The organism is Nocardia sp. NBC_01329 (assembly GCF_035956715.1).
In the GTDB taxonomy this organism is placed as follows: Bacteria; Actinomycetota; Actinomycetes; order Mycobacteriales; family Mycobacteriaceae; genus Nocardia.
Genome location: NZ_CP108381.1, coordinates 4,415,780 through 4,431,040, shown reverse-complemented (window position 1 = coordinate 4,431,040; position 15,261 = coordinate 4,415,780). Strand labels below are relative to the sequence as shown.

The following is a 15,261-nucleotide window of genomic DNA, read 5'->3' as shown; positions in this document are numbered from 1 at the left end:
TCGGCGGAAGGGGCGCGTACCGGTGGCACGCTTCCGGGTGGTGACCAAACACCAGGTTTCGGGTTGGCGGTTCCTGCTGCACCGAATCGAGCACGCACTGGTACGTCGCGACGCATCGATGATCGATGATCCGCAGCGCGGACGGTCCACCGCGCTGATGATCGGTGTAGTCCTCGCCTGCGTGGGCGTGGCGGGCGCGGCCGTACTCGCCTTCTTCAAACCGGCCAAACCGGTCGGCGATTCGGCCATCATCGCGGACAAGGACACCAGCGCCTTGTACGTGAAGATCGACGGACGGTTGCATCCGGCCCTGAACCTCACTTCGGCCCGGCTCATCGTCGGCTCCCCGGATAAACCCCAAGACGTGCCGGGCGCGGAGATCGGTAAATTCCCGCGCGGTCCGTGGGTGGGGATCCCCGGCGCGCCCGGGCAGATAGTCGACAAGGAAGAAAAGGATTCGGAGTGGTCGGTCTGCGATACCGCTCGCACCGGGGCATCCGCACCTGTCAACCCGCGCACCGGACTGCCGACGTTGGCCCGATCCGCTGTGCACACGACCGCGATCGGTGGTCCCCTCACGGTCGACGGAGATACCGTGCGGGAGTTGACAGGCCGTGACGCGCGACTGCTGCGCAGCGACAACACCACCTGGCTGGTCTACAACGACTCGGTCCAGGGGGTAGTGAAAGCCGCCGTCAACCTGGCCGAATCGCCGGTGATGCTGGCGCTGGGCATCGACGCCACGAAGAAGGTCGTCGCCGCCTCGAAGGGCCTGATCGATGCCATTCCCGAGGTGGCTCCCATCACGGTGCCGGAGGTACCCGGAGCCGGACAGACGATTTCGCTGAACGCCGCGCTCGATGTGGTAATCGGTTCGGTGGTTACGGTCTCCACCCCGGACCGGCCCGCGACCTACTATCTGGTGTCGAGCACCGGTCTGATCCGGATAAGCCCGGTACTGGCTGCCATCGTGCGCAACGCCGATTCCCACGGTGCCGTGGCCACCAGCACCATCAGTCCGGATATGGCAGCCGCGAACCTGCGACCGGGGGATTGGCCGGGGACCGCGACCTACCCGACGGAACCGGTGGAGATCATCGACCCGGTACGGCAGGGCATCACCTGCTACCACTGGTCGCGGACCGGCAGCGATCCGGAGGCGCACACCCGACTGCTGATCGGCCGGCAGTTGCCGTTGGAGAAGGAAGAGCAAGAGCGCACGGTGAACCTGGTCACCGCGCCGGCGTCGCGGGGCAACACCGCCGATGCGGCTTATCTACCCAGGGATACCGGAAAGTTCGTCCAGGTCACCGGCGCCGAACCCGGATCGCCGCTGCGGGAATCCATGTATTGGATCTCCGATAGCGGGGTGCGCTACGGGGTCGATATAGCTACCGGCCAGGCCGCGTCCTCGGACATGACATTACGAGCACTTGGTCTCTACGCTCCGGTCGCGGCGCCGTGGAGTGTTGTGTCGTTGTTCGCGGTAGGTCCGGCGCTGTCGGTGAAAGACGCACTGATCCAGCACGACGGAATTCCGACCAATCTGCAGGGCATTCAGGTCAGCGGGGGCACATCGTGACCGCTACCAAACGTTTCGTCCGACCGCCTCGCATGGTGCGTGGACCGTCGGCGCCCGCTGTGACAGAGCTACGGTTGCAGCCACCCACCGAGCTGCCACGGCCGGTACCGATGTCCAAGTTCAAGGTCATCATGCCGATCATCATGGTGACTGCCATGATCGGCATGGTCGCCATGATGTTCACCGGCGGCCGCCAGATGTCGCCCATGATGCTGTTCTTCCCGCTGATGATGGTCGTGTCGATGTTCGGCATGCTCACCGGCGGTATGGGCGGGGGCGGTGGTGCGAGCAGCACGGCGGCGGGGCTCAACGAAGAACGCAAGGACTATCTGCGAAGTATCGCCGACAACCGCAAGACCGTCCACGAGTCCGAAGCCGAGCTCCACCAGTACCTCAACTACACCCATCCCGGCCCGATCGGACTCGGGCGGTTGATCGGTGGGAAGCGGATGTGGGAGGTCCAGGTCGCCAGCCCGCAGTACCTCCGGGTCCGGATAGGGCGTGGGCGGATCGCCAACCAGGTGCGGGTGATCGTGCCCGAAGCCGCGCCGACTTCCGACCTCGATCCGGTGGGCGTCGTCGAACTGACCAGATTCGCCAAGGCGTACTCGACAGTCGGCGGTATGCCGGTGGCCATCAATCTGCTGTCCACGCCGCTGGTCGGGTTGGATGGTGATTCCGTGCAGGTGGCCGGGTTGGTCCGGTCGATGATCGCCGAGATCACGGTATTGCACGGTCCCGATCAGGTCGGTATCGCCGCGGTGTTGACCGAACCGGACGCACCACAGTGGTCATGGTTGAAATGGTTGCCCCACACGCAGCATCCCGAGGACACCGATGCCATCGGCTCGGGCCGGATGGTGTATCGCAGTGTCGCCGAGCTGCGAACGAAAGCGCTGGCCCGCCTCAACCGCGGTCCCTTCTCCGCCAACGCCGAGCCCTCGCTGGACAAGAAGCACTATCTGCTGATCGTCGATGTGGGCGGGGCGGCCACCGAGCGTGATATCTCCGGGATCGATGGGTGCACCTGGCTGCGAATAGGTTTCGCCGAACAGGTTCTGCCGCGATCGCTGCGGTTCACCGTGTCGGAGGAACGGGCGCTGCACGAGCTGACGTCGCGTGGGCGGCGGCTGGTCGGCTCGGCGGACACTCTGTCGATACCGGAGGTGTCCGCTTTCGCGCGGCAGATCTCACCCTATCGATTGTCTACGGTGGTCGAGGCGGTGGCAGCCGAACAGGCCAGCGTCGGAACGTCCTGGGAGGAAATGGTCGGGATCGTCGACCCCGGCAATGTCCGGGTGGACATCCAATGGCCGCGGCGCAGAGATGCCGACCGGAGCCGGCTGAACATCCCCGTCGGGCACGACCCGACCGGTCAGGTCGTCTACCTCGACATCAAGGAGTCCGCGGAAGAAGGCATGGGGCCGCACGGTATGTGCATCGGTGCCACCGGCTCCGGAAAATCCGAATTCCTGCGGACGCTGGTGTTGTCGGCGGTGGCCGAACATTCACCGGATGTGCTGAATATGCTGCTGGTCGACTTCAAGGGTGGCGCCACCTTCCTCGGGTTCGATCGGCTGTCCCATGTGACCGCCGTGGTGACCAATATGGAAGAGGAAGCGGATCTCGTCACCCGTATGGAGGACGTGATCAACGGCGAGATGGGTCGACGGCAGCGGATCCTGCGAGATGCGGGAAACTTCGCGAACGTCGCCGACTACGAACGTGCCAGGGAACAGGGGGCGCAGCTGGAACCGCTGCCCACCCTCCTCATCATTCTCGACGAGTTCGCCGAGCTCCTGGAGCAGCATCCGAGTTTCGCGAAGCTGTTCGTGGCGATCGGGCGCCTGGGCCGCTCGCTCCGGATCCATCTGCTGCTCTCGTCGCAGAAGGTTCCGGCCAACAGGATGGGTGAGCTCGAAGCGCACCTCTCCTATCGGATCGCCCTGCGGACCAACCAGACCAGCGACTCACGCGACGCGATCGGCACTGCCGATGCCTACCACCTGCCGAAGAAGCCAGGATCCGGTTATCTGCGGGTGGGGGCGGGCGATTTGCAGCGCTTCCAGGCCGCCTATGTCGGCGGACCGTATTCGCCACCGGCGCAGGCGTCCGCGGTGAGCGCCCAGCGGGCCCGGCGGCCCGGCGGCGGTTACCGGCCGCCGCAGCGGTTCACCGCGTCGTTCATTGCCGACATCCGCCCGGCGCAACCAGTGGAACCCGTCGGGGTGGTCGAGCCCGAGGTGGAGAACGAGAACGACCCGGTCACTGTGATGGAGACCGCGCTGCAGCAGTTCGCGCGGCACGGCCGGCCGGCCCACAAGATGTGGTTGCCGCCGCTGAGCGTTCCTCCCACATTGGACTACCTGATCCGATCTGTGGAGCCGGGGGAGCTGCGCCTCCCATTGGCGGTGATCGATAAACCGCGCCAACAGCGCCAGGATGTCTGGGCGGTCGATGTGTCCGGAGCCGGCGGGCACGTGGCGGTGATCGGTGGCCCGCAGTCCGGAAAGTCGACCGCACTACAGACGTTCATCCTGTCGGCGGCGCTGACTCACACCCCCGAACAGGTGCAGTTCTACTGTCTGGATTTCTCCGGAGGCCTGTCCGGGGTACGGAATCTTCCGCACGTCGGTTCCGTTGCCACGGCTCGGGACGGCGATCGGGTGCGCCGTACTTTCGCATTGATCAACAACCTGATCGCGAGTCGGCAAACCCTGTTCGCCGAGTTGGGAATCGACACGATGCGGGAGTTCCGGCGCCGCCGTGCCACACCCCGCGGCACGGCCGACCTGGGCGCCTGGGGCGACCACCACGGTGACGTGTTCTTCGTTGTGGACGGCTGGGACGTCGGATTCGCGGTCAACGGACCGTATTACGACGAATACATCCCGGTCATGGAGGCCATAGCTCTGCAGGGACTGAACTACGGCGTGCACCTGGTGGTGAGCAGTTCTCGGTGGGCGGCGATCCGGCCGGCCATCAAGGATCTGCTGCAGACGCGTCTCGAAATGCGGCTGGGCGACCTCGCCGATACTTCGTTCACCACGAACCGGGGTGTCGTCGCGTCCATTCCACCGAACCGGCCGGGCCGGTGCGTTTCCACTGAAGCGCTGCATATGCTCACTGCCCTGCCCCGTATCGACGGAGACAGCACCGTGGATACGGCGGGAGCGGGATTGGTCGCCGCGGCCGAACAGTTGAATCAGACGTATGCCGGCCGGCGCGCACCCGAGGTTCGATTGCTCCCCAGCCAGATCACTTTGGCGGAAGTCATGGCCGGAATTCCGGCGCCTACGACACTCGCGGAGCGGCTGGTGGTGCCGTTCGGCGTTCGTGAGTCCGATCTGAGCCCCGCGGCAGTCGATTTCGGCGTCTCGACACATATGATCGTGCTCGGATCCTCCGGATGCGGGAAGTCGACGGTGCTCGCGGCCTTCCTGGCCTCGATCCGGTCCCGATTCACGCCGGAACAGGCGAAGGTGCTGCTGGTCGACTATCGCCGACACCATATGGACGCGTTGCCCGAAGAACAGTTGATCGGTTATCTGACCAGTGCGCGGGATCTCGAAGAGGGCCTTCCGCCGTTCGCGGCCAAAATGCGAACTCGGCGGCCTCCCCAGGGGGTGACGTCACAGCAGCTCAGAGAGCGTTCGTGGTGGAGCGGCCCGGAGGTGTTCGTGGTCGTGGACGACTACCACATGGTCGCCCAGCGCGGAATGATGAATCCCCTGGATCCGATCAAGGACCTGATCGTCGACGGGCGCGATACCGGAATGCACATCATCGCGGCCCGCAATATCGCTCAGGCGGATACGGCGATGTACGACGGAGTCCTCGGTCAGATGAAGAACATCAACTCGTCCGGATTCGTAATGGATGGCTCGAGGCTCGACGGCATCCTGATCGGCGATGTGAAGGCGTCGAAACAGCCTCCCGGACGCGGGATCTTCGTCGAACCACTGTATTCCCGGAAGGATTTGGTGCAGGGAGCGTGGTCCGCGGCCGACAATTGACCCGCCTGATCGATTGCCATCCAAGGGTGGGAATAGCCTAGCGTTTCTGGTGTACGACTTCCCTGCCGAGTCGGCATCGGACGAATGGAGACTTCGATGACTTCCATTGCTATCCTCACCGAGTACCTCCCGGTCATTGCTGCGAAGCTAGGTGTGGAGGAGTCTGCCCTCTCCGCCGTTATCGGGGCATCGAAGACGGCGTCGGTGCCCACGCCCGCCGCCAGTGACGATGTCAGTTGCAAGCTCGCGGCGAGCTTCTGCGCGTACGAGCCCCGGTTCTACACCCCGACCGCGACGGCCGTCGGGTACTGGCTGCAAGGCGCGGAGGTGCTCGTTCCGGTCAGCACCGACTATGACGCCACCGACGGGCACGGCGGCGCCGAGGTCGGCGGCCACCTGCCCGGACTCGCCGCCATTTAGCCGAACGGAACCGTGTCATGATCCTGGGGTCTTACCTCGCGCTACCGCCCGAGGTGAACTCGGCCCGGCTGTACGGTCCCGGGCCTATACATCTCGAGACGACTGCCGCGGCGTATGCGGGTATGGCGGAAGCGCTGTCCTTGGCTGCCGAGGGATCGGACGGATCGACGAACGAAATTTCGCTCAACTGGGATGGCGATTCCTCGAACCTGGCCCAGGCAGCGTTTCGTAAGCACGCGAACTGGTTGCGGACACAGGCGGCCGTCGCGAGCGAAGTTTCCGTTCTGGCCGAGGGTGGCGCTACGGCGTACAAAGCGGCATGGGCTGCCATGCCGCCACTCTGGCTGATCCAGGCGAACCGTGCGCACGCTGTCGAACTGTCGTTGGAGCTCGCGGCGACCAGCTCCACGGGAGCGAGCGTACTGACGATGGGGAAGATCGTCGCCAATGAGATGGCCTATGCGGTTATGTGGGCCCAGGCCGCGGCGACGATGGCCGCGTACGAGGCAGAATCGTTGGCACTGGTTGCCAGTCTCAACGCTCTCGAGCCACTGCCGCCTCCGCAGATCACCACCTCCGGTGGGCCGGAAAGTGTGTCGACTGACCTGCTGACGGGCCCTCCCTCCGGCCCTCCCTCCGGCCCTCCCTCCGGCCCTCCTGCCGGACCGCCGAAGACAGGGCCGGCGACTCCGAAAGGAATGCCCTCCGATACGAGTTCGACCGGCTCGGACCTGACACAGTCGAGCACCCAGCCCACCGATGTGACGCAGACACCGGGAAGCTCCGAGGCGCAGCAGGCGATATCCGAAGTCGACCACGCCCTGTCGTCGATGAACGATTCACTGGCCGACCCGGGGCTGGGCGACTCGCAATCCAGTGGCTTGCAACAGCACGGGTTCTACGGCACTTCTCCGTATTCGCCCACCCTCGCGGGCATGACCGGTGGTATCGGCAGCCTGGTCGCCCTGGGGATGGTGCAGGGTGGAGTGGGCAACATGTCCGGATCCGCGACCGGGTTCCGGATGCCGTCGAACTGGTCACCGGCTGCCGGTAAGGCATTCGGTGCCGGTACCGGCTCGCCTACGCCGGCCGGGAGTGCTGCCCCCCGCCGTGGGGTCAGCGCTCCGGCAGGACGGATGCGCCGGCGCCGTGACCGTGACGAGAAGTCGAAGTCGAAGGTCTTTCTGCCCGGCGAAGACCAGGATGTTCCGGTACTGGAGCGGCCGCCGGAGATCGGCATCATCGAGTATCAGGACGACGACCTGTACGAGGAGACCGTCGCGGACGACGACCTGCTCGTCGGTGTTCTGGAGCGTTTCGACGAAACGGAACCCGTGGCACCACAAGAACGTTCGCGGTGAGCCTCACCGAGTTCGAAGTAGTTCACTTCCGGAAAGGAACAAACCATGGAAGCGGATCCCGAGGTCCTCATCCCGGCGGCCAAGAGCGCGCTCGGACTCCAGGGCAATCACGAAGGCTATTTGAAGAGCATGCTGGCCGTCCAGGACGAGCTGGCAGCTTACGTCCAGAGCCCGGGCGCCGGTAACCAGATCGCCCAGGCCATGAACTCCGCGCATACGGCGGGCAAACAGCTTTCCCAGCTGCTGCAGGAGATCATCGAGACCCTCCAGGACACGGGCATCAAGATCGATGTGTCCGATATGGAGAACGCCGCTCAGCTCCAGAACGCGAATGCCTGGGGCCTGGACGGCACGAGCAGTGTGTCGGGCGACAGCATCTCGCCTTCGACGGGGCGAGTGAATCTCACCGGTATCTGATATCGGAGTCGGTTCGAAACGAAGGAAGGTGTTGAACCATGGCAATGAAGTACAACTATCAGGGTGTCGAATCCAGCTCCCTGACATTCGGTCAGATCTGCACGAATATCACCAACAACAACGGTGATCTCCGTGGTTTGGAGACCGGCCTGAAGGGCAGCTTCACCAGCGACGGCGGGCAGGATGACGCCGCTACCGCTTGGCACGCGCAGATCGAAAAGCTGATGGGCAGGATCGATACGTTCCAGGGTCAGCTGGAGAATCTGAAGGCGACCGTGGTGCGTGTGGCCGGTGACCAGGGTGTGATGAAGCAGACCGACACCCAACAAGGCCACCGGTTCCTGCAGGTAGGGATCTGATCGCGCTGATGACCATCTCTCGGCACTACCCGGCCCGGGATCGCCGAGAGTGTCGCGTGGGAAACAGATGTGGAAGCTGACCCGGTCTCCGTCGATTTGAATGTCGATGCCGCCCTTGTTCTACAGAATATGGTCGGCATCGACTCATATCCACTCGTTCTCGCCCTCATGCCGAATATCTACGACATCGAGGACCGGGACCGGGTACGTATCGTCGTCGAAAAGCAGCTCACCGAAGCCGGGATCGTCGACGACGGCCGAGTGCACCCGGAGGTGGTGCGATGGCTGCACTGTTTGTACCGGCCGGATATGGAGTTGGTCGTCCGGATCATCGACAACGGCGTGGCCGGCCACGATGCGACAATGCTGCGTATGTCCTTGGTACGCCGTGGTGAAAGCCACGTGCTCGCGATCCGATGTGACGATCACGTCGTCATCCAGCCGGTATTTCACCAAGGACGAAAACTGAAAACCTTGGCGGCGGCGCTGAAGTCGGCTCTGGGTGGCTACCCGGCACTGAACTTCGAGCCGCTGACCGTTGCCACGGCGGACCTGGACGAGGTCCCCGCCGATCCCGATGCGGCCCGTGGAGCGTGGCGGGAGCTCGGTGCTGCGCCACACACCGCGAGTGTGCTCACCCGGGCGTTGACCGAGACGGTTCGCCGCACCGAGGTCGTCATGATCGAACATCATGACGGTGGGGCAGGCTCCCTCGATACGAAAATGTGTGTGAGCGTGCTCGATACGTTGTCCGGTAGGTTGGTTGTCACACCCAGCACTGCTATGGACGGGCAGATCTGGTCGACCTTCCGGCCCGGTGAGGACGCGGCGCTCGAGGCGGGTATCGACGCCTTAATCGAGTTGCTGCCCGGGCGCAGCTGGTTCGATACGTCCCGCGCACCGTAGCGTCCCTGCTCGACGAGAGGACGATCAAGATGAACCGAGCATCGACCACGAACGGCCATCCGACTACGTCGGCTTTGGCGCAGGGCGGGTACAACGCCTATTTCGCGCAGGTCGAACAGAGTGCGGATGAGGGCGTCGGCGCGAACGTCACCGGTGCCGCTCCGGCGGAACAGGTCGAGCACGGTTCGGCAGCGGCCTCTGTGCAGCCGCCCAGGGAATCCGCACCACCGCCGCAGGGTGCGGGCGGACCACCGTCCCCGCCTGCACCACCTGTACCCCCGCCTGTTCCGCCCCAAACCTCCGCTACACCCGGGCCCGGTTCGACCGCAACGGTATCGGACGTCGGCGCGCAGCGAGAGGGGCCCGCCCAGGGACCCACGGCCGGGCCGGGCTACGGCGCAGGTGCGTCCGGCGGCGCCGCACCCACATCGTCCACCGACAGGTTCGGACAGTGGGCCGACCCGGCCGCCACTGCCGCATCGGCCGAGCGGCAACAAGCTCACTCCGCCGCAGCGCCGGGGCAGGAACGCCCGGCCGCGACGGGTGACCGCTTCACGCACGCCGGTGGGCAAGGCGCTTCGAACGTCGATACCTCACGCGTCCCGGATCGGATAGCCCGTTACGACCATCGGATCTCCGTACTCCCGCCGGCTTTGGCCTCACCCGAGCTCCTGGCCGATATCGCCGCGGTCCGTCAGGCGCATCTCCAATCCTCCTCCGGGGTCCGGGGGGCACTGAACAAGGTCGGTTTCAGTTTCGGGCTGTCGCCGATCGAGCAGCGCGCCGAGGATCGCCGGAACCGGATTCGCCGGCCCCTCACCACCCCGTATCAGATCGCGGTGGTGAGCGTGAAGGGCGGCGTCGGTCGGACGACCACCGCGGCCGCACTGGGTTCCACCTTCGCGAAATTGCGGCCCGACCGCGTGGCCGCGGTGGATGCCAACCCGGACTTCGGTGACCTGTCCACTCGGACAGTCCGCCATCCCTACGGGCTTACCCTGCGGGACCTGGCCACCGCAGCACATCCGCTGGATTCCTTCTCGGCGGTACATGCCTATACCGCGGTCAACGCCGCGGATCTGGCGGTTATCGCCTCACCCTGGACCAGCGACGCCTCGGACGCGCTCTCGGGCGACGAATACGCCACCGGCGTGGAGACGCTGCGCCGGCACTACAACCTGCTACTCGTCGACTGTGGGACCGGTGTGCTGGATTCGGTGACCGACACCGTTCTGCGAACCAGTGACGCGGTGCTCGTCGTAACCCCCGCCACCGTGGGCGGAGTCACCGGTGCGGTCGCCACTTTGAACTGGCTGAGTTCGCACGGTTTCGATCATCTGATCGCCACATCCGTGGTCGCGATCGTGCACCATCATCCGGTCAAACCCACCGTCGACGTCGCCGCGATCGAGAAACTGTTCGCGAGTGCGCAACGGCCGACTTGCCGGTTACCATTCGATACGCATTTGGCGGAAGGCGGTGAGGTCGACTTGAGATTGTTGGACAAAGAGACGGTTCTGGCGTTCGAGGAATTGGCCGCCGGTCTCGCCGATGACTTCCCCCGTTACGAGGTCGGACCAGCCGGTGCCGGAGGGCGGCTGTGACAACAGTTCAGCCGGCTCCCCCTTCGGCAGGCGGAGGGACGGCGTCGGCGGAGGTCGCGCGTGCGCGTATCGCCGTGATGGTATCGAGCTACCAGGTGGACGTCGTGGTGCCGACCAGGTTCACCATCGAGACCTTCATCGACGATCTCGTCAGTGTCCTCGCGGCGGCGATCGAGGACGAGGAGATCGACTTCACGCCACCCGCCGGGCAGTGGAGCCTGGCCCGGCCGGGTGAGCAGCCGATGCCGCGCTGGCGCAGTCTTGCCGATCACGAGATCGTCGACGGTACTGCCCTGATGCTGACCACCGTCGAATCCGCCGAGGTGTTCACCCCCGTCGTGGAGGACATCACCGACGCTCTCGCGCTGATCAACGAACGCGAGTTCGCGGAGTTCGATGCCGATACCGCCGCGATCGTGGGATTGAGTGTGCTCGGCGTCGGTGCGGTGGCATCGGCGACGATGCTGTCGTGGATGTGGACACAGACCGGGTCCATGGTGTGGTGCGGGCTGCCGGCGTTGCTGCTCGGGGTGGTGTGCTGGGGGAGTGCCCTGGCGGCCCGGAATCGTGGCGCGGCGGAACGTATCTCGCTCGGTTTGGCGTTGACCTCGGTGCCGTTGCTGTTCGCGGGCAGTGCCATGCTGGTGCCGCCGGCGCACGGCGAACCCGGACCGCTCGCGCCGGCGAATATCGCGGCGGGCGCGGTGGTGGTCGCGGTGGCCATGGCCGCGACGATGCGGGTGACCGGTTCCGGTATCGCCACGCTGATGGCGGTGACCGGACTCGGCGTCGTCATCACCATGGCGGTGATACCACTGACCTATCTGGATCTGCTGGTCCGGCAGGTCGCCGGTGGTGCGGTTTTCGTCGGACTCATCCTGCTGACCCTGGCGCCGCGTATCGCGGTGGCGATCGCCCGGATCCGGCCTCCCGATCTGCCGGACCCGGGAAGTGAGGTGTCCCCGGGCACGCTCACCGATATTTTCGACGCCGCTTCGACATCGGACGGTGATACCGATGCGGAGGCACCGGACGACTCCGGGCAGCGAGAGAACAACGCGGTGGGAATCGAGAGCCGCGCAAGGTTGGCGGTGACCAGCCTGCGCGGCCTCATCACCGCTGTTTCTGCCCTGCTGGCGATAGCGACGGTGATCTGCGCTGTGGTGAGCCCCGGCGGTATCAGGGAGATCATCATGGGTACGGCAGTGGCCGGGCTCTTGGCGATGCGCTCGCGCTGGTATCCGGACCGTGTTCAAGCGCTCGCGCTGGTCATCGGATCCGCGATCGTGGTGCTGGGGCTCGGCGCAGTTCTGGTCGGCCACTACGAGAGCTCGTTCGCGCGTCTGACTGTCGTGATCCTCGTGGTTGCTGCGGCGTGCGGGGCCTGCGTGGCCGCACTTCGGCTGCCCGGGAAACGATTGACCCCGGTGACCAGACGAGTGATCGACCTCATCGAATATCTGCTCATCCTCGTCGTGCCGGTCATCGCGTTCTGGATCATGGGCGTCTATACCGCCATGCGGGGGCTCTGATGAAGATCAGCAGGGCGGCGATCACGGCACTGGCCGGCCTGGTGATATGCACCAGCGCCGCGCCCGCCATGGCGGTGGAGCCGCCGGAGGTGGGTGTCGGCACGCCGCCGCCGGACGATCCGCCCGGGCCCGAGCGGCCGACCGAGCAGGACAAAGGCTGTCTGGCAGCGGGTGTGCTGCCGGACAGCGATGTGTCGCGGGTGCCACCGCCGGAACTCGCGCTCGATCTGGGTCGGGCACGCTCGCTGAGCCGAGGCGCGGGGACAACCGTCGCGGTCATCGACACCGGGGTATCGCCGCATCCGCGACTGCCGAATCTGGTCGGCGGTGGCGACTATGTCGCGGCCGGCGGGGACGGACTGTCCGATTGCGATGCCCACGGAACCCTGGTTGCCGGAATCATCGGCGCCGCTGCCGATCCCGCAGACGCGTTCAGCGGCGTCGCTCCGGAAGCGCGGCTCGTGTCGATCCGGTACCGATCGGGCGCGTTCCGGCTGCAGCGGTCATCCGCCGACCAGCGTGAAAAGTCGGCCATGGAGGTCCGGAACCTGGCACGGGCGATCACCCGCGCCGCGAACCAGGGGGCCGGGGTCATCGTGGTGTCGGTACCGGTCTGTCTCGCCGCGGACGCCGGGGTGGACCAGGCCATGCTGCAGGCGGCGGTCGGATACGCGGTGCATGTGAAGGGTTCACTGATCGTGGCCGGCGCCGGCAATACGGACGGCAATTGCCGGCAGAACCCCGGGATCGACCCGGGCCGTCCGGGGGACCCGCGGAACTGGCGTGGAGTCCAGACGATTTCGACACCGGGATGGTTCAGTCCGGCCGTACTGACGGTCGGGTTCACGACGGTCAGCGGGACGGTCGCGGAGGAGTCGCTCACCGGGCCCTGGGTGTCGGTGGCGGCTCCCGGTACCGGGATCGAATCGCTCGGCCCCGGTGGTGGCGGGTTGATCAACGGTGTCGGAGCACCCGATCAGCTGGTACCGGTCGGTGGCGCTTCGTTCGCGGCGGGCTATGTCGCCGGGGTCGCGGCGTTGCTGCGGTCCCGATTTCCCAATGAGACCCCCGGCGAGATCAGCGCTCGTCTGCAGGCGAGCGCACACGCGCCGGCTCGCGGTATCGACAACGCGGTGGGAGCGGGGGTGGTCGATCCGCTGCGCGCGCTCAGCTACCGGACCCCGCCCGAACCGCCGACGGGCCTGTTCCAGGCTCGAATTCTCGATCTGCCGCCGGCCGGGCGCGCCGAGGATCGGCTTCCGGGGTTGGCGGCCGCGATCATTATCGTAGTGGCGGTGCTGCTCGGTGCGGGTGTGAGTTATTGGGGCCGTGCGCAACGGAGGGCACGGTGAATGCGCCCGATCAGCGGGTTGCCGGTGTGGAGCGGGGGCCGTTCGCGTGTGCCGTGGTGGGCGGCAGTGTCGTGATCGCGGCGTTGAGCGGCCAAGCACCGTGGTGGGTGGGCGCGATCGTCGTGGTTTTCGTGATCGCGGCGGTGACCGTTCGACTGCGGGGCCGGACGCCGGTGCGCTGGCTACTGGATCGGGCCGGCTACCAGATGGGACGGGCATCCCGGGCCGGGGGCCTGTCCGGATCGGACCAGGTACGCGATATCCGGGTACCGGCCGGGGTCTGTGGAATCCGGGCCGATGGTGACACCTTGATCGCGGTGATCCAGTTGGCGCCGAACCTGGATCTGCCTACCGTGATCGCCGAACACACGGTCTACACCGAGGATACGGTCCGGGTGGAAACCCTGTTGCCGATGCTCGACCAGTACGGAGTAGCTGTCGATATCGATATCGTCACCACCGGTCAGCGGGTTCGATCCGCCGGCAGCTACAGCATGCTCTACGACCAGTTGATCGGGCCCAATCCGGTGGTGGGCAACCGGCTTACCTGGTTGGTGGTGCGCCTGGATCAGGTGCGGAACCTGCCGGTGCTGGCCAAACGCGGACCGTGCGCGGTGGTGGGCCCCAAAGCTCTCGCCACGGCGGCCCACCGCATCGCCGGGCGGCTGCGCGAACGCGGCGTCGCCGCGCACGCTCTGCCTGCCGAGGCGTTGGTGGATGCCTTTTCCGTGCTGCACTCCGGCATCGAACTGCCGGAGGTCCGGGAGGCTTGGCACTGCCTCTCCACCGCGGTACCGGGGCGGGTCGTGACCAGCTTCGGTATCGACTGGTCCGAGCTACACGATGTCACGCTCGACGATTGCTGGACGTGGAACAACGGTCGTACCACGCTGGTGGTGAGCCTGTCGGAACTACACGACGGGCCACGGGCCATGGTCCGGTACGTCGGTCCGGCGATGGAGGACGCACTCCCGGACTACTTGCGCAGCTTGCCTGGGCAGCAGCTCACCGCTTTCATGGCCACACTGCCCACCGGTACCTCGGTGCGCGATCTGACCCGGGACGAGCGGGCCGTGGCCGCCGCGCCCGAGGAGGCCGCTGCGAAACTGGCCGTCACCATCGGCCCGAACGGCCAGATCCTCGGTTCCATCAGCGGACAGCCGCGACATCGGCTGGCCATGCCCCTCTTCGATCCTGCCCGATACAATCCGCGTCGCCGCTCGATCGATGTGCACGCCGAATTGCCCGTCGCCCAGCAGATCATCTTGCGAGCGACCGTGGTCGGAGCGGATGTGGAGGTGCATACGAGCCGACCGCAGCATTGGAAGTCCCTTGTCGCCGCGGTCGGTGATCCGCGGTCGCTCTGGGTCGTCGGCGAATCCGAAACCGGTGAGCGAGGAGCGAATGAGGCCACGATCGCCGTATTCGACCATGTGCCGGTTCAGGGCTCCACCGCGCCGACCGCGGTATCGATCAGCGATCCGGGCGGGCGCCGGAACCGTTCGGCGGACCTGTCGATCGAGCAGATCGGCGACTCTGTGCTAGACGTTAGTATTCCCATGCGGACGGTGCGAGTGAATCTCATCGAACCGCGTGGCGAAACCCGCTATCTCGACTTCACCGAGCCACAGACGCAGGTCTATGCGCCTCTGTCTAATACCGGGGTGACAACCCCGGTATCGCGGCCGGCCGGGCGTCGTACCCCTTGATTC

Annotated in this window: 11 protein-coding genes; all 11 read left to right on the top strand. The window is 65.8% G+C overall.

Annotated features, from left to right (window positions below):
- The first annotated feature begins 40 nt into the window (after positions 1 to 40).
- Positions 41 to 1,582 carry a type VII secretion protein EccB gene (gene eccB / locus OG405_RS20025; RefSeq protein WP_327148005.1) on the top strand — a complete coding sequence of 514 codons (1,542 nt, stop codon included), beginning with the start codon at positions 41 to 43 and terminating at the stop codon, positions 1,580 to 1,582.
- A 110-nt stretch (positions 1,583 to 1,692) separates the two neighbouring features.
- Positions 1,693 to 5,598, top strand: coding sequence for a type VII secretion protein EccCa (gene eccCa / locus OG405_RS20020; RefSeq protein WP_327148004.1), 3,906 nt, complete (start codon positions 1,693 to 1,695; stop codon positions 5,596 to 5,598).
- A gap of 96 nt (positions 5,599 to 5,694) precedes the next feature.
- A complete protein-coding gene (locus OG405_RS20015) occupies positions 5,695 to 6,018 on the top strand; it encodes a hypothetical protein (protein WP_327148002.1) in 324 nt (107 codons plus the stop codon).
- Between the two features lie 17 nt (positions 6,019 to 6,035).
- Positions 6,036 to 7,379 carry a PPE domain-containing protein gene (locus OG405_RS20010; protein WP_327148001.1) on the top strand — a complete coding sequence of 448 codons (1,344 nt, stop codon included), beginning with the start codon at positions 6,036 to 6,038 and terminating at the stop codon, positions 7,377 to 7,379.
- Positions 7,380 to 7,424: 45 nt separating this feature from the next.
- Positions 7,425 to 7,796, top strand: a complete 372-nt coding sequence (locus OG405_RS20005) for a hypothetical protein (protein WP_327148000.1) — start codon at positions 7,425 to 7,427, stop codon at positions 7,794 to 7,796.
- A gap of 38 nt (positions 7,797 to 7,834) precedes the next feature.
- A complete protein-coding gene (locus OG405_RS20000) occupies positions 7,835 to 8,155 on the top strand; it encodes a hypothetical protein (protein ID WP_327147999.1) in 321 nt (106 codons plus the stop codon).
- Between the two features lie 69 nt (positions 8,156 to 8,224).
- Positions 8,225 to 9,061, top strand: a complete 837-nt coding sequence (locus OG405_RS19995; RefSeq protein ID WP_327147998.1) for an ESX secretion-associated protein EspG — start codon at positions 8,225 to 8,227, stop codon at positions 9,059 to 9,061.
- Positions 9,062 to 9,090: 29 nt separating this feature from the next.
- Positions 9,091 to 10,665, top strand: a complete 1,575-nt coding sequence (locus OG405_RS19990) for a MinD/ParA family ATP-binding protein (RefSeq protein WP_327147997.1) — start codon at positions 9,091 to 9,093, stop codon at positions 10,663 to 10,665.
- Positions 10,662 to 12,197 (top strand): type VII secretion integral membrane protein EccD, encoded by a 1,536-nt coding sequence (gene eccD / locus OG405_RS19985; RefSeq protein WP_327147996.1) that lies wholly within the window; start codon positions 10,662 to 10,664, stop codon positions 12,195 to 12,197. Before OG405_RS19990 ends, eccD begins: the two co-directional genes overlap by 4 nt.
- Positions 12,197 to 13,549, top strand: a complete 1,353-nt coding sequence (gene mycP, locus OG405_RS19980; RefSeq protein ID WP_327147995.1) for a type VII secretion-associated serine protease mycosin — start codon at positions 12,197 to 12,199, stop codon at positions 13,547 to 13,549. Before eccD ends, mycP begins: the two co-directional genes overlap by 1 nt.
- On the top strand, positions 13,546 to 15,258 hold the full coding sequence (gene eccE / locus OG405_RS19975; RefSeq protein WP_327147994.1) for a type VII secretion protein EccE: 1,713 nt from the start codon (positions 13,546 to 13,548) through the stop codon (positions 15,256 to 15,258). The genes mycP and eccE overlap by 4 nt, the downstream gene beginning before the upstream one ends.
- Positions 15,259 to 15,261 lie beyond the last annotated feature (3 nt).

What these genes read in the sequence shown, in the direction of transcription:
- mycP (WP_327147995.1), top strand. Translation starts at nt 12,197, where the DNA reads ATGAAGATCAGCAGGGCGGCGATCACGGCACTGGCCGGCCTGGTGATA.
- eccCa (WP_327148004.1), top strand. Translation starts at nt 1,693, where the DNA reads ATGTCCAAGTTCAAGGTCATCATGCCGATCATCATGGTGACTGCCATG.
- OG405_RS20010 (WP_327148001.1), top strand. Translation starts at nt 6,036, where the DNA reads ATGATCCTGGGGTCTTACCTCGCGCTACCGCCCGAGGTGAACTCGGCC.
- OG405_RS20000 (WP_327147999.1), top strand. Translation starts at nt 7,835, where the DNA reads ATGGCAATGAAGTACAACTATCAGGGTGTCGAATCCAGCTCCCTGACA.
- OG405_RS19990 (WP_327147997.1), top strand. Translation starts at nt 9,091, where the DNA reads ATGAACCGAGCATCGACCACGAACGGCCATCCGACTACGTCGGCTTTG.
- OG405_RS20015 (WP_327148002.1), top strand. Translation starts at nt 5,695, where the DNA reads ATGACTTCCATTGCTATCCTCACCGAGTACCTCCCGGTCATTGCTGCG.
- OG405_RS20005 (WP_327148000.1), top strand. Translation starts at nt 7,425, where the DNA reads ATGGAAGCGGATCCCGAGGTCCTCATCCCGGCGGCCAAGAGCGCGCTC.